This window comes from Salmonella sp. GDC200615, from assembly GCF_050574145.1.
Lineage (GTDB): Bacteria > Pseudomonadota > Gammaproteobacteria > Enterobacterales > Enterobacteriaceae > Salmonella > Salmonella enterica.
In genome coordinates, this window is the sequence record NZ_CP192247.1 from 898388 (window position 1) to 922286 (window position 23899).

The 23899-nt window shown below is 48.4% G+C and carries 19 protein-coding genes and 2 pseudogenes; 17 read left to right on the plus strand and 4 right to left on the minus strand.

Annotated features, from left to right (window positions below):
* The first annotated feature begins 11 nt into the window (after window positions 1-11).
* The 9 genes and pseudogenes from ACQ29O_RS04270 to ACQ29O_RS04310 all read left to right on the plus strand — a co-directional run bounded on the left by ACQ29O_RS04270 (window position 12) and on the right by ACQ29O_RS04310 (window position 7985).
* The gene (locus tag ACQ29O_RS04270; protein WP_000743357.1) at window positions 12-554 is read left to right on the plus strand and encodes a fimbrial protein BcfA; all 543 of its coding nucleotides are present in this window, start codon (window positions 12-14) and stop codon (window positions 552-554) included.
* 100 nt (window positions 555-654) lie between these two features.
* A complete protein-coding gene (bcfB, locus tag ACQ29O_RS04275) occupies window positions 655-1341 on the plus strand; it encodes a fimbrial biogenesis chaperone BcfB (RefSeq protein ID WP_000742558.1) in 687 nt (228 codons plus the stop codon).
* Between the two features lie 4 nt (window positions 1342-1345).
* A complete protein-coding gene (bcfC, locus tag ACQ29O_RS04280; protein ID WP_253336207.1) occupies window positions 1346-3967 on the plus strand; it encodes a fimbrial usher BcfC in 2622 nt (873 codons plus the stop codon).
* Complete coding sequence (locus tag ACQ29O_RS04285; protein ID WP_000701246.1) at window positions 3968-4975, plus strand: fimbrial protein BcfD; 1008 nt, start codon at window positions 3968-3970, stop codon at window positions 4973-4975.
* A gap of 7 nt (window positions 4976-4982) precedes the next feature.
* Window positions 4983-5519, plus strand: a pseudogene (locus ACQ29O_RS04290) (fimbrial protein BcfE); the annotation flags it as partial.
* Between the two features lie 15 nt (window positions 5520-5534).
* On the plus strand, window positions 5535-6053 hold the full coding sequence (locus tag ACQ29O_RS04295) for a fimbrial protein BcfF (protein ID WP_001243232.1): 519 nt from the start codon (window positions 5535-5537) through the stop codon (window positions 6051-6053).
* Window positions 6019-6750: a fimbrial chaperone BcfG gene (gene bcfG / locus ACQ29O_RS04300; protein ID WP_001135028.1), complete on the plus strand. Its 732-nt coding sequence runs from the start codon at window positions 6019-6021 to the stop codon at window positions 6748-6750. The genes ACQ29O_RS04295 and bcfG overlap by 35 nt, the downstream gene beginning before the upstream one ends.
* Before the next feature lie 63 nt (window positions 6751-6813).
* Complete coding sequence (locus ACQ29O_RS04305; RefSeq protein ID WP_000291392.1) at window positions 6814-7659, plus strand: DsbA family protein; 846 nt, start codon at window positions 6814-6816, stop codon at window positions 7657-7659.
* A gap of 38 nt (window positions 7660-7697) precedes the next feature.
* Window positions 7698-7985: a hypothetical protein gene (locus tag ACQ29O_RS04310; RefSeq protein WP_000839833.1), complete on the plus strand. Its 288-nt coding sequence runs from the start codon at window positions 7698-7700 to the stop codon at window positions 7983-7985.
* Window positions 7986-8084: 99 nt separating this feature from the next.
* On the opposite strand, the gene ACQ29O_RS04315 is transcribed toward ACQ29O_RS04310, so the two are convergent.
* Window positions 8085-8534 (minus strand): winged helix-turn-helix domain-containing protein, encoded by a 450-nt coding sequence (locus tag ACQ29O_RS04315; RefSeq protein WP_001250363.1) that lies wholly within the window; start codon window positions 8532-8534, stop codon window positions 8085-8087.
* Window positions 8535-8903: 369 nt separating this feature from the next.
* On the opposite strand from ACQ29O_RS04315, the gene ACQ29O_RS04320 reads away from it, so the two are divergent.
* On the plus strand, window positions 8904-9908 hold the full coding sequence (locus ACQ29O_RS04320; RefSeq protein ID WP_001247393.1) for a LysR family transcriptional regulator: 1005 nt from the start codon (window positions 8904-8906) through the stop codon (window positions 9906-9908).
* 7 nt (window positions 9909-9915) lie between these two features.
* Here the strand turns inward: ACQ29O_RS04320 and ACQ29O_RS04325 are convergent, their stop codons facing one another.
* The gene (locus ACQ29O_RS04325) at window positions 9916-10356 is read right to left on the minus strand and encodes a winged helix-turn-helix domain-containing protein (protein ID WP_000158346.1); all 441 of its coding nucleotides are present in this window, start codon (window positions 10354-10356) and stop codon (window positions 9916-9918) included.
* Between the two features lie 522 nt (window positions 10357-10878).
* On the opposite strand from ACQ29O_RS04325, the gene ACQ29O_RS04330 reads away from it, so the two are divergent.
* Window positions 10879-12597, plus strand: a complete 1719-nt coding sequence (locus tag ACQ29O_RS04330; protein ID WP_001036511.1) for an aryl-sulfate sulfotransferase — start codon at window positions 10879-10881, stop codon at window positions 12595-12597.
* Between the two features lie 45 nt (window positions 12598-12642).
* On the opposite strand, the gene ACQ29O_RS04335 is transcribed toward ACQ29O_RS04330, so the two are convergent.
* The gene (locus ACQ29O_RS04335) at window positions 12643-14214 is read right to left on the minus strand and encodes a bifunctional metallophosphatase/5'-nucleotidase (protein ID WP_020936817.1); all 1572 of its coding nucleotides are present in this window, start codon (window positions 14212-14214) and stop codon (window positions 12643-12645) included.
* 98 nt (window positions 14215-14312) lie between these two features.
* Complete coding sequence (locus tag ACQ29O_RS04340; protein ID WP_000791534.1) at window positions 14313-15074, minus strand: outer membrane protein OmpK; 762 nt, start codon at window positions 15072-15074, stop codon at window positions 14313-14315.
* 593 nt (window positions 15075-15667) lie between these two features.
* On the opposite strand from ACQ29O_RS04340, the gene ACQ29O_RS04345 reads away from it, so the two are divergent.
* The 6 genes and pseudogenes from ACQ29O_RS04345 (at window position 15668) to nhaR (ending at window position 23854) form a co-directional block, all read left to right on the plus strand.
* Window positions 15668-17161, plus strand: coding sequence for a sulfatase family protein (locus ACQ29O_RS04345; protein WP_000831880.1), 1494 nt, complete (start codon window positions 15668-15670; stop codon window positions 17159-17161).
* Window positions 17162-17259: 98 nt separating this feature from the next.
* Complete coding sequence (locus ACQ29O_RS04350; RefSeq protein ID WP_000971148.1) at window positions 17260-18450, plus strand: anaerobic sulfatase maturase; 1191 nt, start codon at window positions 17260-17262, stop codon at window positions 18448-18450.
* Window positions 18451-18468: 18 nt separating this feature from the next.
* A complete protein-coding gene (locus ACQ29O_RS04355) occupies window positions 18469-19722 on the plus strand; it encodes an IS1/IS1595 family N-terminal zinc-binding domain-containing protein (protein ID WP_001055836.1) in 1254 nt (417 codons plus the stop codon).
* A gap of 126 nt (window positions 19723-19848) precedes the next feature.
* Window positions 19849-21564, plus strand: a pseudogene (locus tag ACQ29O_RS04360) (aryl-sulfate sulfotransferase).
* A gap of 162 nt (window positions 21565-21726) precedes the next feature.
* Window positions 21727-22893, plus strand: a complete 1167-nt coding sequence (gene nhaA / locus ACQ29O_RS04365) for a Na+/H+ antiporter NhaA (RefSeq protein ID WP_000681340.1) — start codon at window positions 21727-21729, stop codon at window positions 22891-22893.
* A gap of 61 nt (window positions 22894-22954) precedes the next feature.
* Window positions 22955-23854, plus strand: coding sequence for a transcriptional activator NhaR (gene nhaR, locus ACQ29O_RS04370; protein ID WP_000062872.1), 900 nt, complete (start codon window positions 22955-22957; stop codon window positions 23852-23854).
* Window positions 23855-23899 lie beyond the last annotated feature (45 nt).

Below are 23899 nucleotides of genomic sequence, written 5' to 3' on the forward strand. Positions count from 1 at the left end.
AAGGAGCTTGAATGAAAAAGCCTGTACTAGCATTAATGGTCTCTGCCATTGCCTTTGGCGGAATGTTGTCCACCGCGCAAGCGGATACTACAACCGTCACTGGCGGTACGGTAAATTTTGTCGGACAGGTCGTTGACGCTGCCTGTTCTGTTTCCGCTGACTCTGTCGATCAGACCGTGACATTAGGCCAGGTTCGCGCCAGTAAATTAACCGAGGCCGGTATGGTGGCGAATCAAAAAGAAGATTTCACCATCAAACTGGAAGACTGCGATACTCAGACCAGCCAGAATGCGGCGGTGATTTTTAATGGCCAACAGGACGCAAACCAGCCGGGGTCGCTGGCGAATACCGCTGGGGCAGGTTCGGCGACGAATGTGGCATTACAACTTTATGGACCAGATGGCCAGGCGCTGAATATCGGTGAATCGTCCAGTACTGTTACCTTGAACGATGGCGAAAACGTTATTCCGCTTAGCGTGGATTATATCGCTACCGGTACGGCGACTGCCGGTAATGTTACCGCGACGGCGACATTTAGCATGGTTTATTCCTGATTCCTTATCGGGATTTTTTTCTCGTCTGTTGGGAGGCGAGAAAGGGGCGTTACGCGCGTCACTGCGCGTAACAAACCGACGGCATCAGGATATTACGCAGATGAAAAAAAACGTACCGATTTTCCTTCGATTATTGCTACTGCTGTCGGCGGCCGGCCTGTCGTTTGCCGTGCAGGCGGGAGGCATTGCGCTGGGCGCGACCAGGGTGATTTATCCGCAGGGAAGTAAGCAAACCTCCTTGCCGATTATTAATTCTTCTGCCAGCAATGTTTTTTTAATTCAGTCATGGGTCGCCAATGCCGATGGTTCACGCTCGACGGATTTTATCATTACGCCGCCTCTCTTTGTGATCCAGCCTAAAAAAGAAAATATATTACGTATTATGTATGTCGGGCCGTCATTACCGACCGATCGCGAAAGCGTATTTTATTTAAACAGTAAAGCGATACCCTCTGTCGATAAAAATAAATTGACCGGCAACTCCCTGCAAATTGCGACGCAAAGCGTGATTAAGCTATTTATCCGCCCGAAAAATCTGGCGGAGGCGCCAGCTCATGCCCCGTCGACGCTTCGCTGCCGTAACGAGCGCGGCCAGCTAACGATTACTAACCCTTCGCCGTACTACGTTTCGATGGTTGAACTGTACAGCGCGGGGAAAAAACTGCCGAATACTATGGTACCGCCGAAAGGCGCGATCACTCTCCCGGCGACGCCCGGCCAGGTATCTTTGCGCACGGTAAACGATTTTGGCGCAACGACGCCAGCACGCGTTTGTCCAGCTTCATGATGTTATGCGTAATCAGCTTTTCATGACGCGATATTACTCCAGCGTAACTAAACCCGTATTAACCCCGCTGGCGTTGGCTATCGCATTGGCGCCTGCGCCGGGGTGGGCGGAAAACTATTTCAACCCGGCATTTCTGTCTGACGACCCGTCTGCGGTGGCCGACCTATCGACCTTTTCCCGTAATGCCCAGGCGGCAGGGATGTATCGCGTTGACGTTTACCTGAACAATACGTTTCTCGCGACCAGAGACATTGCCTTCCAGGCGGTGAAAACGACGGGAAAAAGCGCGCCCACCGATGACAGCGGATTACGCGCCTGCCTGACGCCTGAAATGCTTAAAAATATGGGGGTAAACACCGGGGCGTTTCCACTGTTGGCGAAGGCGGCGGCGGGAAGTTGCCCTGATCTCGCCAGTGCGATACCGGCCGCCCGGACCCGCTTTGATTTTGCGCAGCAACGTCTCGACATTAGCATCCCGCAGGCGGCGATGGTTGCCAGCGCCAGAGGCTATATCCCACCGAAATACTGGGATGAAGGTATTAATGCGTTGCTATTGAATTACACCTTTACCGGCGCGAATAGTCAGGATCGGAGCCCAGGCGGCAGTGCGGAGAACAGCTATTTTCTTGGATTGAATAGCGGCCTTAATCTGGGGGCCTGGCGGTTACGCGACTACTCCACATGGAACGCGAATAGCGGCGATCAGAATAGCGACAGCGACTGGCAGCACATCAGTACTTATCTGGAACGTGATGTGGTCTTTTTGCAGGGAGAACTGACGGCAGGCGATAGTTATACCCCCTCCGCATTATTCGACAGCCTTCCTTTTCGTGGGCTACAACTGGAGTCTGACGACAATATGTTGCCAGACAGCATGAAGGGCTTCGCACCGACCATTCACGGCATTGCCAGAAGCAACGCGCAAGTGACCATTCGGCAAAACGGCTACATCATTAATCAGCGCTATGTGCCGCCCGGGGCATTTACTATTAATGATCTCTATCCTACCGCCGCCAGCGGCGATTTGACTGTGGAAGTCAAAGAGTCCGACGGTTCTATTAATCGCTATAACGTGCCCTATTCCGCCGTGCCGATTCTACAACGAGAAGGGCGGCTGAAGTATGCGGCGACGGTGGCGGAGTATCGTAGCGAGAGTAGTCAAAAAGAGAAGGTGAAATTCAGTCAGGCGACCTTGATATGGGGGTTACCGCATGGTTTTACGCTGTATGGCGGAACACAACTTTCCAGTCATTATCACGCGCTGGCGATCGGCAGCGGCGCAAATCTGGGAGACTGGGGCGCGGTGTCGCTGGATGTCACCCTGGCTACCAGTACGCTGGCGGATAATAACACCTACCAGGGGCAATCGCTGCGTTTCCTGTATGCCAAATCGCTTGCACAGTCAGGAACCAATTTACAGCTTATGGGCTATCGCTATTCAACCTCGGGCTTTTACACGTTGGATGATACCACGTGGAAACGGATGAGCGGCTATGACGATGACAGTCGGACTGACAGCGATAAAAGCAGGCCGGAATGGGCGGATTATTACAACCTTTATTACACCAGGAGGGGGAAAGTACAACTCGATATCAATCAACAGCTAGGCGGGTTGGGATCGCTTTTTATTACCGGCAGCCAGCAAAGTTACTGGCACACTGATGAAAAGGATTCTTTGTTGCAGGTGGGATACAGCGATACGCTGGCGGGTATTGCATGGAGCGTTTCTTACAACAATAACAAATCCGCAGGCGATGCGGAGCGCGATCAAATTTTCGCGCTGAATATCTCGGTGCCGCTAAGTCAATGGCTGCAACACGATGATGAGGTCACGCGCCATCACAATGTTTACGCTACCTTTAGCACCAGTACGGACAAACAGCATAACGTTACGCAGAATGCGGGCCTTAGCGGCACACTGCTGGACGAAAACAATCTTAGTTACAACATACAGCAAGGTTATCAGAATCACGGTATTGGCGAAAGCGGCGCCGCCAGTCTGGAATACGATGGCGCGAAAGGCAACGCCAACATTGGCTATAACGTTAGCGATAACGGCGATTACCAGCAGGTGAATTATGGCCTGAGCGGCGGCCTGGTGGCGCACGCGCATGGAGTGACACTAAGCCAGCCGCTGGGCAATACCAATATTTTGATTGCCGCGCCGGGCGCAACCAACGTCGGCGTTGTCGACCAGCCGGGTATTTATACGGACGCGCGTGGCTATGCGGTGGTGCCGTATGCGACAACATATCGCCAAAACCGTATGGCGCTGGACGTTAACGCCATGGCTGATGATGTCGATATTGATGACGCGGTGACTCGCGTTGTGCCGACCGAAGGCGCGCTGGTTCTGGCCCGCTTTAAAGCGCGGGTCGGCGCGCGTGCCCTGGTAACGCTGAATCATAACGGTAAGCCTGTACCCTTTGGCGCAACGGTGACGGTGAATGATCGCCATGCGGAGGCGATTGTTGACGAGGCCGGGGAAGTCTATCTTTCCGGGTTGTCAGCGCAAGGCGTTCTGCACGTTCGCTGGGGGAACCTGCCGGATCAACAGTGTGTCGCGTCCTATCATCTCTCTTCCTCCCGTCAGATTCTGAGTCGACAACATGCGGAGTGTCATTAAATGAAAATACCTCTTTTATTTGCTCTGCTGGCGGGAAGTGTCGTATCGCAGTACGCCTTCGCAGACGTGTGCAAAAACGTTAACGGCGTGCCTTCCAGTATTAATTACGATTTAACGACCACTCTGACGGCAGAACAAAACCAGGTGGGAAAGACGGTTCAACTGGAAAAAAGCCAGGAAGTTAATGTACAGGCGGTGTGTCCCGCCGGCGCGTCGACCTATAGCCAGACTTATCGCTCCTATGTGTCGCCATATCCGGTCGTAGAAACGAGCGGTAACTGGAAATATTTAAAGCTGGACCCGGACTACCTTGAAGGCGGAATGCGAATTGAGGATTCTTCGGCGGGCGATATCTATCCGCCAATGAACAACGTTCTGATGGGATATGATGAAAATGTGAAAGCGGGTCAACCGTTTTACGTTCGTGACTCAAATCTGGAGTTTCAGCTTAAAATTGTTAAACCGTTCGTCGGCACGGTGAATATTAGTCCTAAGACTATGTTCAATGTTTATGTCATGACCGCCGCAGGCGATCCGCTGACAGATGTCGTATACAGCATTCTTTATAGTGGAACGGTGACCGTACCGCAAAGCTGTGAAATCAACGCCGGACAAACGATTCTGGTAAATTTCGGCGCATTATACAGTGGCAATTTCAACCATGCAGGCCAAAAGCCGGAGGGGGTACGAGCGAAAAAATTCAGCGTACCGGTAAAGTGCAGCGGTCTGGATTCGCAGGTCAATTTAACAATGCGTCTTATCGCTACGCCGGATAGCCACGTTCCCCAGGCTATCGCTTCGGATAATGCCGATGTCGGCGTAGTGGTCGAAACCGATGAAGGAAACGCGCTTATCCCCAATGATGCACAGAGCGTCGCGCCTTTTATCACCGATAGCGCCGGACGCGCTAACATCACATTGCAAGCCTACCCGGTAAGTACAACAGGCGAAACGCCTGCGGAAGGGGCGTTTACCGCACTGGCCAGCCTGCGAGTGGACTTTGACTAAATGAACATCACACTGCGCTCTTTTTGCCATGGGACTAATGCTGTGTCCGCAAATCAATGCCAGCGCTGACGACCTCGCTTATAACCTCGAATTTACCGGCACTATTGTGGCGCAAACCTGCGACATAGATATTTCCAGTCTCAGTCAAAGTATTGATTTAGGACAGTTTGCGGTTGGCGACTTTCCTTCGACAGGAACAACGACAAAATTTAAGCCCTTTAATATCAACCTCAAAAATTGTTCCCGAGGAATTGCCGGGGCGAAGATCTGGTTTACCGGCGAACCCGATCCGGACAATCCCGCGCTACTGGCGATAACCGACACCGGGATGGGAGGCGGAAACATGTTAGCAAGCGGGGTTGGGGTGGAAATTCTGAATGATGATCAGGATACCATCAGTATCAATAATGCCGACTCGGTGGTCTATCCGTTGAAAGCCGGACGCAACACGCTGTCTTTTTATATTCGCTATAAATCGACCCGGCCGACGGTCACGTCCGGGAACGCGACGGCGGTCATGTATTTCGATATGCAGTATGAATGAGGAGCCATCGTAATTATGCGTAACGATATCCTGTACGGCATCGGGATGCTGCTGGCGGCATCCGGCGTCCAGGCGCACGATGGCCGGGTCTATGTTTCCGGAACCATCACGGACAATACGTGTTCGCTCTCTCCTGGCTCGGAAAATATTAACGTGGCGATGGGCGCGGTTTCTCAACGGCAGTTTTATCGCGCGGGCGACGGTTCCGCATGGCAACCTTTTGCTATCGATTTACAAAACTGCGGCAGCACTGCCAGCGGCGTAACGGTCAGTTTTAGCGGTGCGGCGGACAGCCGTAATACGGATTTATTGGCGCTTACCGCAGGGGAAAGCGACGCTTCAGGCATTGGGATTGCGCTTTATGATCAAAATAAAACTTTAATCCCACTGGGGCAAGAGAGTGATGTGGTGACGCTCAGTCCGGGTCAGGCGTCGGCGCATCTGCAATTTTACGCGCGTTATCTTGCCGATGGCGGCGCGGTAACGCCCGGGGACGCCAATGCCTCCGCAACCTTCATTCTTGCCTATGAATAAGTTCTTTTTACGCTGCGCGATATATTGGTGCTTGCTTCCCATATCATGGGCGCAGGCTGGCGTGGTAATTGGCGGTACTCGCTTTATCTATCATGCGGGCGCCCCGGCATTAAGCGTACCGGTAAGTAACCATTCAGAAGCGTCCTGGTTAATTGATACGCATATTTTACCTGGTGGCCGCTGGCCAGGAACCAAAAACGAAGGGAATATCATGCCCTTCGTGGTCACGCCGCCATTATTTATGCTTTCAGCGCGCCAGGAAAACTCAATGCGGGTGGTTTATACCGGCGCACCGCTACCCGCCGACAGGGAAAGTCTGTTTACCTTGAGTATCGCCGCTATTCCCTCCGGTAAACCGGAAGCGAACCGTGTACAAATGGCGTTTCGTTCGGCTTTAAAATTGCTCTATCGCCCTGAGGGACTCGCCGGCAATCCGCAGCAGGCCTACCGGCATCTGATCTGGTCGCTTACCCCCGATGGCGCGACGGTACGCAATCCGACACCCTATTACGTTACGCTCTTTTTATTACGCGCTAACGAGCGCGCCCAGGACAACGCCGGGGTCGTGGCTCCCTTTGCAACGCGTCAAACGGACTGGTGCCGGCACACGGTTCGCTGCACTGTGCGCTGGCAAAGTATTAATGACTATGGGCGGGTAATGACAGCGCAAACCGTGGATCTGACGCGTATTCATTAACTTTTTTTCAGGCGTCTCCCGATAGCGGGAGGCTTTCCGAACTTATCGAACGAGACTTTTATTATGTATTATCACGCGTTAAAACTTTCCCGACTGGCGATGTTGACGTTGGCAGGCGTTGCCGTATCCGCCTCGGCAATCGCCGCCGATTCTGCCCCGACGTCGCAAATTGGCCCGACGGCGGAAGCCTACATCGTCAGTCATCCGGATAAAGTGGGAGAGGTGGTGGCAACGTATTTGGCCGAACATCCGGAATTTTTGGTCGCCGCCAGCGAGACGTTGCATCAGCGTCAGCAGATTGCGCAACAACAGGCGTATGTTCAACTGGCATTACAGTATCGTGCTGAGTTGCTCAGTAGCAGCAGTCCTTCCGTTGGGCCCAACGAGGCAAAAGCGGCGGTGGTGATGTTCTTTGATTACCAGTGCTCGTGGTGCAGCAAAATGGCGCCTGTGGTCGAAAACCTGATTAAGGCGAACCCGGATACCCGGTTTATTTTCAAAGAGTTTCCTATTTTTTCCTCCCGCTGGCCGGTATCCGGACTGGCGGCCAGAGTCGGCGAACAGGTATGGCTTACACAGGGCGGGGCGAAATATCTCGACTGGCATAATGCGCTTTATGCCACAGGGAAGGTGGAAGGCGCGTTAACGGAACACGATGTCTACACCCTGGCGCAACATTATCTAACGCCGACGCAGCTGGCCGCCGTAAAAGAAGCGCAAAGCAGCGGTGCAGTACATGATGCGCTCCTCACTAACCAGGCACTGGCGCAGCATATGGACTTTAGCGGCACGCCTGCTTTTGTCGTCATGCCTCAGACGCAAGACGGTGATGTAAAACGGGTGACCGTGATCCCGGGAAGCACGACTCAGGATATGTTGCAAATGGCGATTCAGAAAGCGAAGGGGTGATATTCGCTCAGAGGAGAACGCACAGGAGTGAAAGTAAAATGAAGTCTATGCGTTGCGTCATACCGGTGATTTTACTTTCCTTTATCGTTCATGAAGGGACAGCGAAACCGACCGCTCAGATTCATTTTATGGGATCGGTTGTTGAGGCAGGCTGCTGGAATGACGTAGGAACCTTAGAAATTCAATGCCATAATAAAGAGGGAGTTGAACGTTATATTATTGTCGAGAATATTATCACGCCGATATCGTCTCCTCATGCAACGGTAAAACGAGATTATTTGGATGAAGATAAGCAATTAACAGTGCTACGCATTGTCTATGACTGAACCGCGTAGCAGACCGCAGATGGTGTCCCGTCAGTGTCGTGTGAGGATATTATGAAAAATGTTCTCACCTTCCCGGGACACGGTCTACAGACTTTATCTTCAGATAAACGGCGCTAAAAAGAAAAGCACGATCAATAAAAAAAGAGTGGGAATACCAATGGATATAATTTTATTACATCGGTGAGTATGATATTGAATAGCTTGTGGCGGTATGTCAGCAGCGTCAATGATAAATCTTTCATCGATTTTTATCCCCTGCCTGGGGAGCGTAACAAACAGTTCGAAAAGCCCGATTTGTTGTAAATCTCGTCGCAGCAGATAAAGAAGTTGCGTCAAATTAGCATCGCTAACAAATTGACTTCGCTCTCCCCAAACTGCGTGTGAAATCATCTCCCGCGTAATCAGTTTCTTGTAGGCATTTTCAAAAAGATAGCTTAAACAACGCGCACGCATTAGCGTCACCTTTAGTACTTTTTTATCATGTAATGATATTATTTCTCTTAACGACTCATTATAAATAAATTCGTTATTAATAGTATATTGTCTCATGAATTCACTCCGTTTTGATATTCATAAGGTACGTTTGACACTGTCAGTGTGTTCACTGGCGGTAAAGTACTCCTTACATCAGTACGGATAAGCGTAGAGAACCGCAAAGAAATAAGAGAATCATTTGTGATTAAACAGGATAATATTATGCTTTTTTACTTTTTTATAAAGTGTGCCAGATGTTTTTGATGTTTTTTATAAAATGGCATCATGTGTTTTTATTTCACACAGGCTGAAATGATATCAATAAAATTATAATTTAATAACAAACAGATAGAGGAAATGATTTACTTATTGAAATAAGTGTGGTGCAAGGTTAATCTGCGCCTTAAATGATGGTGCCAGATTATACCAGCCAGGATAACCTATATGCGGCCAATAAAAAATGCTAAAAAAATTGACTACAATCTGATCAAAGTGTTCGATACGGTTATTACTGAAGGAAATGCAACCAGGGCGGCGAGGAAACTGGATGTCACGCCTGCGGCGATCTCTCAGGCTCTTCTTCGTTTACAAAATCTTTATGGCGAAGAGTTATTTATCAGAACCCGCAAAGGATTAGTTCCGTCCAGCAAAGGTAAATCGCTTCACCAGGTATTTCGCCAGGCAATTGAATCTATAGAAAGCACACTGTGCGATAAAACAGATGCTCAGGAGAGTAATGAACTCATTGTTCTGGGAGGTGATATCACTGAAAATTACTATTTTCCAGCATTGCTGGATACTGTGTTGATGAATCGATATATTATTAAACACTATGCGATTAAAAAAACAGGGGAATACTCACCAGCCTCCATGCTGACGCATGGCTATGCGGATGTCATCATGGGAATTCTGGAAATTAAGAATGAGATGATTGAAAGTTATCTTATTGATAATTTATCTGATTTTGTTTGTGTTTGTGGTGAAAAAAGTCCATTGGTTGGGCTTGAAAAAATTTCTTTATATAATTTTTATGCTGCCAGACATGCTGTCTATCATTCAGATATGTTCTCTTCTTTCACCGCTGATAGCATTGATTTATTCAAGAGTAGTACGCCTTATGCGGGGCGCAGAGAAATAGGTTATTATAGTGATTCACTATTTGGAGTTATAGGTGTTGTTGAAAAAAGCGATATGGTTGCGATTTTGCCAGGAAAGATTGCTACTTATTTTAGAGATGTGCGGCGTTATAATATAAAAATACTACGTATGCCTGATGAAATAATTTTTCGTATGTTACCCGTTTATTCTTATCTGGCTACAAACAGCACCCATTATAAAAATGCCAAAAAACTGATATCAACATTTCAGTCGACCTTTCTTTTTAGCCAGGAAAAGCAGCCTGACGCTTTGGTTGAAGGAAGCACATCCTTATGCGATTTGTCGGTTTAATATCAAATTATCGTATTAAATGAATAACCGTTATGACCATGGTCAGTAAAGCGAAAAATAATGCCATATATTTATACGCTTCTTTTTTTAAAGAAGAGGGGAGGCAGCTTTTGTTTTCATTGCTGATAATAATGTTAGCATCTACTTTAATACCCGTTCGAGGCACCGTGGAAAAAAACTGGCTCAGGCCAAAGCCTTTAAGGTCGCGCCGCAGTAGATATAAAATCTGGGTCAGGTTGGCGTCGCTGATAAATTGACTTCTTTCCCCCCAAAGTTCATTAGTGAGTTGTTTTTTATAAATAATCTCTTGTTGTGCATGATTCAGCATATATTCCAGACACTTTATGCGCATTGCGGCAATTTTTATCATCTTTCCCGTTTTTATGTTTTTTAGCTCATTGGTCTTATCATTGTAAGTGTGCGTGCTGTTAATTAAATAAATAGTCATGATGTTATTTAATGGGTTTAATTGGGGTGGCGATAATAATATGCATATTAAATTTACGGATCAACTGGCGTGATTGTAATAGCGTCTTTTTTCCAGAGAAAATCGTATCGTGTCACAAAAATGATGTTTTTTTAGAAAAACTAAAATTTTATTTTTAGTCGCTCTAAAAATAAAATGATAGTAGTGTTAATTTTTATCAGTAGATTGATATGCTTTGATTGATTTATTGTTGACATAAAATAATTTGAATTATGGCGCAAGGCCTATGCCAACCATAAAAAAGGTATAGGCTATTGGTCACAATGCATTAATGCTACATAATTGTTATGCTTTTATAGTAGCGCCAGGGAAATAAAATCTTCGGACGATAAAGAATAGTTTTTGTCTGGGTGTTATTTTATGGATGTTTTATTTTAAATTATTAAACCGATTTCTCTTGTTGAGGTAGGGTTATTTGCTAAGCAACGGGCTGGCATGTTGTAGCTGCTCGTTGCCTATATCCCAATTAATCAGGAGAAACGTATGAATAAGAAAAGTTCGTCAATGGTTAACATGCCCGCACCGCGTGAGCCGATTAACCAGAAAATCGATACCAATAACGCACTGGTTTTAAACCATAACGCCATATATGAACAACGATTAGCGGAGATCACGCAATCTAATACCTGTGACAAGGCCATTGTCACCGTAAATCCCTACGGGACCGCCCCGTTGAGTCTCTATCTGGGGGTTTGGATGGATGAAGCTGCCGCGCTTGAGATCAATGTTGTTGATAGCGAAGCGACGACAGAGGCAGTGCGTTATCAATATGATGTACATCCGGGCGCTAACCTTATTCCTGTGTGTGGGATGGTATCCGCGGTGAATAATCAGATTACCCTACGCCTTGCCTCGCAAATTGTCGGGCAATATACAGTAATGACAGACGCATTACCGCCCACGGATTCGGCTAACGTGAGCCTCGGCTTCCCTATTATTAGCGTCTCCTGTCCTGCGCAGCAGGCCTCGCTGATGGAGGAAGGACTTTATTTCTCCACTTATTTTGATCGGTATAATCTGGCTTTTGATCATAACGGGATTGTCCGGTGGTATGTAAGTCAGGAAATCCCTTCTTATAATTTTGTCAGAATGGATAACGGCCATTTCCTGGCGACGTCACAGGGAATAAACCATTGTCTGAATATGTATGAATTTGACATTATGGGACGGGTTTATACGGTTTATCTTCTCGACAATGAGTTCCATCACTCCATTCTTCCCATTGAGAACAATCTGGCGATTGCGCCTTCAGAATATAGCAATGGACGGCCAGACGGTTACTCAACCGGGAAAGATGGCGTTTCTATTATTAACTTATCTACCGGACTTGAAGTCGCCTATTACGATATGCTGTATGTGATGGATTATTCCAGATCGCCGCGTCCTTCCGGAAGCGCGCCAGGTCAGGACGTATCAATGGATGACTGGCTGCATATCAACCAAAGCTATATTAATGAACCCAACAATTTGCTGATCTGTTCCGGTCGACATCAGAGCGCGATTTTTGGCGTAAATGTGGATTCCGGCGAACTGCGCTTTATTATGGCGAACCATGAGGATTGGTCTGACGAATTCAAGCAATACTTATTAACCCCTGTCGATGATGATGGTGTCCCGCTGTACGATCTTACCTCGCCGGGAGGGATTGATGCGGCAGATAAGAATTTCTGGACCTGGGGGCAGCATAACATTGTTGAAATTCCAAACGATGAGCCTGGTATCCTGGAGTTTATGGTCTTTGATAATGGTAACTATCGTTCACGCGAAGATGCGAAAAGTCTGTTGCCGCTCGATAACTTCAGCCGGGTGGTGCAGTTTAAAATAAACCTAAACACGATGACCGTAACGCGTCCGTATGAATATGGTAAAACGGAAGTCGGGAACCGGGGCTATAGCAGTTTTGTGAGCGCTAAGCATTTATTGACTAATGGTCACCTGGTTATTCACTTCGGCGCGACGACGGTTGATGAGTTTGAACATACCATTACCGCGCAACCAGGTTCCAGCGATCTTGTCGATCCGGATGAAGGGCAACAGGCGTTAGGTCGACTGGTATTACAAGAAATCAATAAAGAGACGAAAGAGGTCTTATTCGAAGCGATGGTGACGTCGGGCTATTTCAAGAACGAAGAGACGAATGGCACGAATTATCGTTATGATATTTCTGCATTTCGGGTATACAAAATGCCGCTGTTTGCATAACTAAGTATGTTATGCGGCCGGTTATCGACCGCATAACATTATGGCTTATTTGCTAATATCATCCACGCGCATGGCGTGGTCAGGTTGAATATTGTTAACCTGCTTCATATAGTTAACCAACGCCGGTGCGGTTTGTACCCCTATATATTTGATATTTTTACCTTTAGTGAAGGTAAATCCGCCACCACCTTTACCGATAAAGGAGTCCAGCGCGACGGTATAGAGTTTATTGTCTTCTACCGGTTTGCCTTTGATATCAAATTCAACAATACGCTGGCCCAGCGGTTTGGTGCTGTCATATTTAAACTGGACGGTTTTAGATACGTGCAGCATACCGTTTTTCAGATCGGCAGCGTGTGACATGATGGATTTCAGGTCTTTACCGCTGATTTCCATGCTCATGACATCGTTGGTGAACGGATACATACTCAGCACATCACCATAGGTGATATTGCCTTTTGGCAATTCGGTACGGATGCCGCCAGCATTATAGAAGGAAGCGTCGGCGCCAGGAGCGGTAGCCATCAGGGCATCGGTGATTAAGTTGCCGGTTGGCGCGGATTCACCGTAAGAACGGGTCAGCACTTCCGGAGAGTGCGCGACCACCTCATCGGTAATTTTCTTAACCTTGTTATCCCATTCGTCAATTTTGGCCTGCGTGACCGGATCTGGCTTATAAGTATCCGCATACATGGTGATCAACTTACCATTGTAGCTGTCCACTTTTTTGGTTTCCGGGTTCCAGTCAAGCACCAGTTTACCTAATTCGATGGTGTACGCATCCGTGGAAACGACAAGGGTATCGCCCACTTTAATCGGTTCTGGCGTACCTTTATGCGCATGGCCGGTAATCAGGACGTTAAGTCCATAGCCTTCCAGCGATTTCGCCATATCAACGTCGGTTTTCAGCGCGCGTGCGACATCAGCCTCGCCTGCGCTGGACTGCATACCCGGCACGCCTTCGTGGGCGAGCAGCACGGTCAGGTCAACTTTCCCTTTTAACTCTTCCAGCTGTTTTTTCACATAAGGAATCGGATCGCGGCAGTCAACGCCTTCACGCACGCCTGCGGCAATCGCTTCATAGAATGCGGAAACGCCGTGCATACCGATGACGCCAATCTTGAATCCATCTTTTTCCACGATGGTATACGGTTCTTTAATTAATGGCGTATCTGTGCCGCTGTAAAAAACATTATCCAACAATACCGGGAATTGCAATTTGCTGAGTTGTTTAACCAGATTCTCATGGCCATGGTCAAATTCATGGTTACCGACAGAGACGGCGTCGTAAGGCATGGTATTTAAAATATCAATAATAGCCTCGCCTTTGGTCAGCGTACTGATAAAAGGTCCGGTGAAATAGTCGCCAGCATCAAAGAAAAAGACATCTTTCTCTTTCGCTTTTGCATCTTTGACAATTTTCGAGATGGGCGCAAAGCCGCCTACCGGACGTGTCTTGGATACATAGGGGATAATTTCTGGGGTTACATGGGCATGTAAATCGTTTGTATAATAAATTGTGATGTCACGCGCATCGGCTGAAAAGGAAATGGCTGAAGACAAACCAATGCACAGCGACAGTAGGGATATCGAAAACTTTTTGTTCATATAAACCATCCATTTACGCTACATTAAAGAAAAACAATGCCTGTAGTCGTGTCATTCACGACTACAAACCGGGGAAATTAAGTAATATTCATCAAGTTTATTAATTATTAAAACTCGAAGCCGATCAGGTAATTCATACGGTCGCCGTAGCCGTCATACCCCAATTTATTATTGAAGTAACGGTAAGAGACGGAGGCGGTCCATCGCGGCATAAATTTCCATGTAAACGTTACCGCGCCGTTCAGGCCGGTCGTCCCACCCTGTTGTTCGGCGTAGGCATCATTACGATCCATTTCAACTTCGTTCCAGTTTGAAATGACGAACTTTTCATTAAACATATCGAAGTTATAAGCCGCGACCCAACCGAGAACATAACCGTTAAAGCCTGTCGCCTGTCCATACTTTTTAGAGGTATAATCGTTCGATAAGTTATGAACAGCGAAATAGGGCTTAATAAAGCCTGATGGGCTGGTTAAACCCAGATAACCTACCCCGTACATCATGTTTAATTCATCACCGAATTTATTCTCCATCGACATATAGAGTTTCATCATTGCGGTAAAGTTAGAGCCTTCTACTACCCTATAATGTCCCAGAAATTGGGTAACATGGTTACGGCCTTCTACCGGATGGTTGAGCACGTTCATTTCATAAAATGATGCAAATTCGCCCCTGTCAAACACGGCGCCGAAATCGGCTACCGCTTTCCACACTTCGCCGCGATCGACATTGACAAAGCCTTTATTCCAGTCGCCATATCCGAAGCTAAGTTTACCGTATACGCGTTTCAACTCCGCTGCCTGGCCATTAAAGCAAGAGAAAAGAACACATGCGGCGAGTAGACTATTAATATATTTCTTATTTTTCATGCTCAACTCCATGAGGTAAAAACACAGTGAAATGTTGTGTAAAGAAGCGAATTCTAAGGAGTGTCTTTTTATACGTAGGTGATAGATGTCTCAAAAATATCAGCGACATATAATCGTCAAATATTCGTGTCAGATAATGTTGTTTATTACGTGATAACTATTTGATTTATAGTTTATGTCTCTGTTGTAAAAGTCACACCGGATAGCATGAAATTAATGAAACTTCGAATGGGAATAATCTCTCGCAAAGACAACTTACTGCCATTAAATGAGGGTGTTACCGTTCAAACAGCAACATATATTGACATCACAATAGCGGTTCTGACATATGGGCCATATTTGAGATCTGCATCACTCGTTCGCGATTTCTTTTTTTATAGACTGCTTCAGGCGTGTTTTCTTTAGCACGAAATATATTTATGGCATTAATATTATAATGAGTGTGAATAATTTCTACGATAAAACGATGTTAATGGAAGAAATATAAGACAAATCGAATATATATAGTGCAATTAATTTAGGCTGTATTCCGCAGCCGGGTCTATCGGCAAATATATCGTAATCAGACCGTGCGATAACTCAAAGGAGTTGAAATGAAAAGAACAGTCGTTGCCAGTATGATAGGGTTGGCGCTATGCGCTGGATGCGTATTATCAACCGCGCAAGCGGCAACCGCAAAGCGTCCTAACTTAGTCATTATTCTGGCGGATGATTTAGGGTATGGCGATCTCGCCACCTACGGGCACCGCATCGTTAAAACACCTAACATAGACAAATTGGCGCAGGAGGGGGTGAAGTTTACCGACTATTATGCGCCAGCGCCTCTGTGTTCTCCTTCCCGCGCGGGCCTGTTAACCGGTCGTATGCCGTTCCGTACCGGAATCCGTTCCTGGATACCGGAAGGCAAAGATGTTGCGCTGGGGCGTAATGAACTGACTATCGCCAATCTGCTAAAACAGCAGGGCTACGATACAGCGATGATGGGGAAATTACACCTGAATGCGGGCGGCGATCGCACCGATCAGCCGCAGGCGAAAGACATGGGCTTTGACTATACGTTGGTTAATCCGGCGGGATTTGTCACCGATGCTACGCTGGATAACGCCAAGGAGCGCCCGCGCTATGGCGTGGTGCATCCTACGGGGTGGATTCGTAATGGCCAACATATTGGCCGCGCAGATAAGATGAGCGGCGAGTTTGTGAGCTCTGAAGTGGTGAACTGGCTGGATAATAAGAAAGACGATAATCCGTTCTTCTTATATGTCGCCTTTACCGAAGTCCATAGCCCGCTGGCGTCGCCGAAAAAATACCTTGATATGTATTCGCAGTACATGACCGACTACCAGAAGCAGCATCCGGATCTGTTCTACGGCGACTGGGCAGACAAACCGTGGCGCGGCACCGGCGAATATTACGCCAATATCAGCTACATGGATGAGCAGGTCGGTAAAGTGCTGGATAAAATTAAGGCGATGGGCGAGGAAGATAACACCATCGTCATTTTTACCAGCGACAACGGCCCTGTCACGCGCGAAGCGCGTAAGGTATACGAGCTGAACCTGGCCGGGGAAACCGACGGTCTGCGCGGGCGTAAAGACAACCTGTGGGAAGGCGGCATTCGCGTACCGGCAATCATCAAATACGGCAAGCACATTCCACAGGGGATGGTAACGGACACGCCGGTATATGGTCTTGACTGGTTGCCGACGCTGGCCAACATGATGGACTTTAAACTCCCGACCGATCGTACCTACGACGGTCAGTCTTTAGTTCCGCTCCTGAAGGACAAGACGTTAAAACGCCAGAAACCGCTGATCTTCGGTATCGATATGCCGTTCCAGGACGATCCGACGGATGAGTGGGCGATCCGCGACGGCGACTGGAAGATGATCATCGATCGCCAGAATAAACCTAAATATCTCTATAACCTGAAAACCGATCGTTTCGAGACGCTCAATCAAATTGGTAAACAGCCGCAGATTGAGAAACAGCTTTACGGTAAGTTCCTGAAGTATAAAAAGGATATTGATAACGATTCGCTGATGAAAGCCCGTGGCGATAAGCCGACGCCTGTCACCTGGGGCTAATGGAATAATTATAAAAAATTAAGTATGCCACTTAGGGCGATGCCCACCTGATCCGGTCACTCTGTGCCGGATCAGGTTCTTTTATTTCAGGGAAGGTAATGATGTTTGGGAAAAGTTGTCAGGTCATGGTTAAACCAACCGGATCGGTGTGTAACCTTGACTGTAAGTACTGTTTTTATCTGGAGAAAGAAAAGCTCTATCCGGATCGAAAAAACCATTACAAAATGTCGGAAGAGACCCTCGAACTCTTCATCAGGCAGCAGATTGCCGCACAGGATATTGATGAGGTCATTTTTGCGTGGCAGGGCGGGGAACCCACATTAATGGGCATCCCGTTTTATCGTAAAGCCGTTGAATTTCAGCAGCGCTATTGTGGCGGCAAAACCATCGTCAATACCTTCCAGACCAACGGCATCCTGATCAACGATGACTGGGCGACCTTCTTCCGGGAGCATGATTTTCTGGTTGGCGTCTCTATTGATGGCGATGCCGCGTTACACGATGAATGGCGAGTGACGCGCTCCGGAAAGCCGACGCATGAAAAAGTAGAAAATGCGGTGCGTTGTCTGGCGCAGCACGACGTAGAATTTAATACCCTCACGGTGGTTAACCGTACCAATATGCATCATCCTGTTCAGGTCTATCGCTACCTGAAAAGCATTGGTAGCCGCTATATGCAATTTATCCCTTTAGTTGAACGCTGCGGGGAAAATGGACTGGCGCAGCCGCAGGATAAACATATCGCGATGACGCCGTGGTCGGTCGATAGCCTGCAATTTGGTCAGTTTCTGAATGCGGTATTTGATATCTGGATCCGTGAGGATATCGGCGATATCGGCATTCAGCTATTTGAACAGACGCTGGCGGCCTGGTGCGGCCTGCCGCCGCAGGTTTGCGTTTTTGCGCCCACCTGCGGCAGCGCGTTTGCGATGGAAATGAACGGCGATGTTTATAACTGCGATCACTTCGTATATCCGCAATTTAAACTGGGGAATATCCACCAGAAGACGCTGCGTCAAATGAATCAGGGCGAACAAAATCGCCAGTTCGGCAGCGATAAACAGCGTTCAATGGCGCAGGAGTGTCATCGCTGTCAATGGAAGTTCGCCTGCTATGGCGGCTGTCCGAAACATCGTTTTTTACCCTCTGCGTCAGGCGCAACCAATCATAACTATCTGTGTGCAGGTTATCAGGCTTTTTTCTCGCATACCGCGACGGCGATGAGTGCCATGCGAACCCTGTATGAAAAAGGCATCTCACCTGCAGAAATAAAGTCAATATTTGTTTGAAGGTAGTATTCGCAGGGAGTGAATATGTTTTCTCACATTAATGTCGATGCTTGCAAAACGCCAGGCTGCAAAAATCTGGGGATTCTGGGGAGCCCAGACTATCTACCGCAAGGGAAAAATGTTCTCTGTCGAGCGTGCGGTTTTTTGTTCCCCATTATCTCAGCCAGATCGCTTAATCTTTTTCGCCAGGCGGCGAATCAACCCTGGAAAGGTCTGGTGAAGTCCTGTCCGCATTGTGGCGGGACGTCGCTGAAAAAATATGGATTTTCCACTAAAGGTGAACGGCGTATGTATTGCCGCCAGTGTAATAAAACGTTCATCTCCTATACCGCTGTCAGGAGCGACGCCAGACAAGAGAACCTTGCCACGTTGATTGGCGAAGGAGCGTCGCTAGTTGAAATACGCGCGGCGCTGGCGATAGACAGCACGGGTTTTAGCCGCGAATTACAAAAACTGTCCCGTCGCGCTAATCAAGCGGAACGCGATTTTGTGTTTCCCGCGTTTGATATCGCTATGAGCACGCGGGCGTTTCGTGTGAAATTTAACGGCGGCGACAGCAGCTTATACGTGCTGGTGACGGCGGAAGAGGAGAGCGGTAAGGTCGTCGCGATCTCAACGAATTACTCCGCCCAACCGGTGGAAGCGGATTATCAATATCATTCTGATTACGAAGAACGACTTCCGTCCGGCACGCTGGCGCATCTGGTGCAGCGAAAAGAGGCGCTGACCATGCGCCGCAATGTATTATTTGATGTGGATTACGGCCCCGCCGTTTTATATAAAAACGATCCGGGGATGTTAGTAAAACCCGTATTACCTGCTTATCGACATTTTGAGTTGGTTCAGGCGTTGACGGATGAGCGTTCCCTGAATGTCCAACATTATCTCGATCACGAATGCTTCATTCTGGGCGGCTGTATGATGGCGAATTTTAGCTATCTTCGTCAGGGGCGCTGCCATATTTCGTTTGTGCGTGAAAGAGGCGTTACGCCGCCCAAACGCGATCTCCCTCCGCGGTTGTTTTTGAGCGGCGGAATTCGCAACAACGTCTGGCGTACATTTTCCACACGGGATTATGCGATGGCGGTATGCAATCTCACAGGAAATAAAAAGGTGAGTTTGTTACGCCATGCGACGTTAAATAGCGCGACGGCGTTTATTCGCTATGTTCACAACCATCCCTTCCTGCCGCATCTTAACCGGATGTCTCCTGGCAATGTTGTTGCCGTACTGGATTACCTAAAATTTGAATATAACGCTTCACGTAACTGAATTGCTAAAATAAAAAGTGTGATGAGGTGTTGTTGCGGTATTTTATTCGGACGGCTTAAAAATCCAGAGTATTAATTTTCGTGGTCCCCATGAGGGGCGATGAGATTAATACACTGGAGATTTATCATGAATACGTTAACTACAACGTCTGTTGTCCTTCCTGCGCCGCGTCCGGCGATTAATCAGGGTATCGATATCAATAATGAAATGGTGCTTAACCATACCGCTATTTATGAAAATTGCCTTGCGCAGGTCACGCAAGAGAATACGGTAGAAAATGCGCTCATGTTGTTAGACCCTTACGGCACGGCGCCTTTAAGCGCTTATGCCGGGGTCTGGAGTCTGGAACCGGCTGAGATCATAGTCACGGTCCAGGATGCGGCAAAAACGGCGATGCCGGTAGAACATCTTTACACCCTTACGGCAGGCGCAAATCTGTTGCCGGTTCTGGGGCTGGTAGCGGATACTGAAAACCGTATTGTCTTTTCTCAGGCAGATACGCCGCTTGCCGTCTATACGCTCATCACACAGCCATTACCGCCGGTAGATTCCGCGGAGGTCGTATTAGGTTTTCCGATTATCAACGTGACGCAACCTGCTACCGATGCGGACAAGATGGCGCCAGGGTTTTATTTTATTACGCATTTCGATCGCTATAATTACGCATTAGATCAGAATGGTCTGGTGCGCTGGTACGTTACTCAGGATTATCCGTCTTATAATTTTGTTCGAATTGATAATGGCCATTTCCTCACTACTTCAGAAGCGAAAAATACCTATCTGGATATGTATGAGTTCGACATGATGGGGCGTCTTCACACATTCTATAATCTCGATAATCAATTTCACCATTCTATCTGGCCGTGGGATAGCAATACCATTGTTGCGCCCTCTGAATATACCTCGGGTCGGCCCGACGATTTGAAAACCAATGAAGACGGCGTATCGGTTGTCGATCTGACTACCGGACTGGAGACGGCTTACTACGATATGGCGAAGGTGCTGGATACGACGCGGGTTTCCCGTCCTTCAGGTACGGCGCCGGGAGAAGACCCGACGGTTAAAGACTGGCTGCATATAAACCAGAGCTACGTGAATGAGACGAATCAGTTGTTAATTGCGTCCGGGCGTCATCAGAGCGCGGTGTTTGGCGTCGATCTGCAAACGCAAGCGCTACGCTTTATTTTGTCAACGCATGAAGACTGGGACGACGCTTATCAGCCTTATCTTTTAACCCCGGTCGACAGTGAAGGTGTGGCGCTTTATGACTTTAGCAAACAGGAGGATATCGACGCGGCCGACCGTGACTTTTAGACTTGGGGCCAGCATAACGTCGTTGAAATCGCCAATAATACGCCGGGTATAGTGGAGTTTATGGTATTTGATAACGGTAACTACCGTTCGCGTGATGACAGCAAAAGCCTGTTACCGCCGGATAACTACAGCCGCATTGTCCATTTCGTGGTGAATATGAATGAGATGACCGTTATGCGGCCATTTGAATACGGCAAGGAGCTGGGCGCGCGTGGCTACAGTAGCTGCGTTAGCGCGAAAGCGATCCAGCAGAATGGCAATATTGTGGTGCATTTTGCCGACTGCACGTTTGATGAAAATGGCCGCGCCATCTCTTGCCAGCCTGGCGAGAGCGATATTATCGATCCGCAGGCGGGCAGCGAGGCGATGGGGCTGCTAATTTTACAGGAGATTGCGCCTACGGAGAAAACCGTGCTTTTTGAAGCGACCATGACGTCAGGTTACTACAAAAACGCGGAAACGAACGGGGAAGGCTATCGCTACGATATTACCAGTTTCCGGGTGTATAAAATGGATCTGTACGCGTAGCGGTCTATCATCAATGACTGACTGCACTAAAAAAGTCCGGCGTAAGTCGGACTTCATTTCGTAAAAAACGAGCTATTCATCATATATAATCTAATTTTAACGATGAGTCAGGCGAGGTAAGATAGTAGATCCGAAGAATTCACCTGATTGAGAGAATAAAAAGTGAAACATCTGCACCGATTTTTTAGCAGCGATGCCTCTGGGGGCATCATTCTCATCATCGCCGCTGCGCTGGCTATGCTGATGGCCAATATGGGCGCGACCAGTGGATGGTATCATGATTTTCTGGAGACGCCGGTTCAGCTACGGGTTGGGGCGCTTGAGATCAACAAAAACATGCTGTTGTGGATCAACGATGCGCTGATGGCCGTGTTTTTCCTGTTGATTGGCCTGGAAGTTAAGCGCGAACTGATGCAAGGCTCGTTAGCCAGTCTGCGCCAGGCCGCTTTTCCGGTGATTGCCGCCATCGGCGGGATGATTGTACCGGCATTGCTCTATCTGGCCTTTAACTACTCCGATCCGGTCACTCGCGAGGGCTGGGCTATTCCTGCCGCGACGGATATCGCCTTTGCGCTGGGCGTGTTGGCGCTGTTGGGCAGCCGGGTTCCGCTGGCGCTGAAAATTTTCCTGATGGCGCTGGCGATCATCGATGATCTCGGCGCCATCGTTATTATCGCACTGTTTTATACCAGCGATCTTTCTATCGTCTCGCTGGGCGTGGCGGCGTTCGCGATTGCCGTGCTGGCGCTGCTGAACCTGTGCGGCGTCAGACGGACTGGGGTATATATTCTGGTCGGGGCAGTGCTGTGGACGGCGGTACTGAAGTCCGGCGTTCACGCGACGCTGGCAGGCGTTATTGTCGGTTTCTTTATTCCGCTGAAAGAAAAACACGGTCGCTCGCCGGCCAAGCGTCTGGAGCATGTTCTGCACCCGTGGGTCGCGTACCTGATCCTGCCGCTTTTCGCTTTTGCGAATGCCGGCGTTTCTCTTCAGGGCGTCACGATTGACGGTCTGACCTCCATGCTGCCGTTGGGAATTATTGCCGGTCTGCTGATTGGTAAGCCGCTGGGGATTAGCCTGTTTTGCTGGCTGGCGCTGCGTTTCAAGCTGGCGCATCTGCCGCAGGGGACCACTTATCAGCAAATCATGGCGGTCGGCATTTTGTGTGGCATTGGCTTTACGATGTCCATCTTTATCGCCAGCCTGGCATTTGGCAATGTCGATCCGGAACTTATTAACTGGGCGAAATTGGGCATTTTGATTGGTTCATTGCTCTCCGCAGTGGTGGGGTATAGCTGGTTGCGCGCGCGTTTGAACGCGCCGGCATAATCAGTACGAAGGAAAGGGGGAGCGATGTATCGCTCCCTTGCGACATTGAACAGGGAGAGAAATGAGCATGTCTCATATTAACTACAACCATCTTTATTATTTCTGGCATGTCTATAAAGAAGGTTCTGTCGTGGGTGCCGCAGAGGCGCTTTTTCTGACGCCGCAAACCATTACTGGTCAAATTAAAGCCCTGGAAGAGCGTTTACAGGGGAAGCTATTTAAACGTAAGGGACGCGGTCTTGAACCCAGCGAACTGGGCGAGCTGGTTTTTCGCTATGCGGACAAAATGTTTACGCTAAGCCAGGAGATGCTGGATATCGTCAATTACCGCAAAGAATCAAACCTGTTGTTTGATGTCGGCGTCGCCGATGCTTTATCCAAGCGTCTGGTCAGCAGCGTTCTGGATGCGGCGGTGGTGGTGGACGAACCCATACATCTGCGTTGCTTCGAGTCCACTCACGAAATGTTGCTCGAACAGCTCAGCCAGCACAAGCTGGATATGATTATCTCCGACTGCCCGATAGATTCCACGCAGCAGGAGGGGCTATTCTCAGTTAAAATCGGCGAATGCAGCGTCAGTTTCTGGTGTACGAATCCGCTTCCTGAAAAAGCGTTCCCTGCCTGCCTGGAAGAGCGACGGTTGCTGGTGCCGGGACGGCGCTCAATGCTGGGGCGTAAGTTGTTGAACTGGTTTAATTCACAGGGGTTGCAGGTTGAGATCCTCGGTGAATTTGATGATGCGGCCTTAATGAAGGCGTTTGGCGCGACGCACGATGCGATTTTTGTGGCGCCGAGCCTTTATTCGCTGGATTTTTATGCCGATGAGTCGGTAATAGAGATTGGGCGCGTGGAGAATGTCATGGAAGAATATCATGCGATTTTTGCCGAGAGAATGATCCAGCATCCGGCGGTGCAGCGTATTTGCAATGCGGACTACTCGGCATTGTTTAAACTACAGTAGACGTACCTACCGTAATACTTCCGGCTGCGGTATTAACCCGCAGCC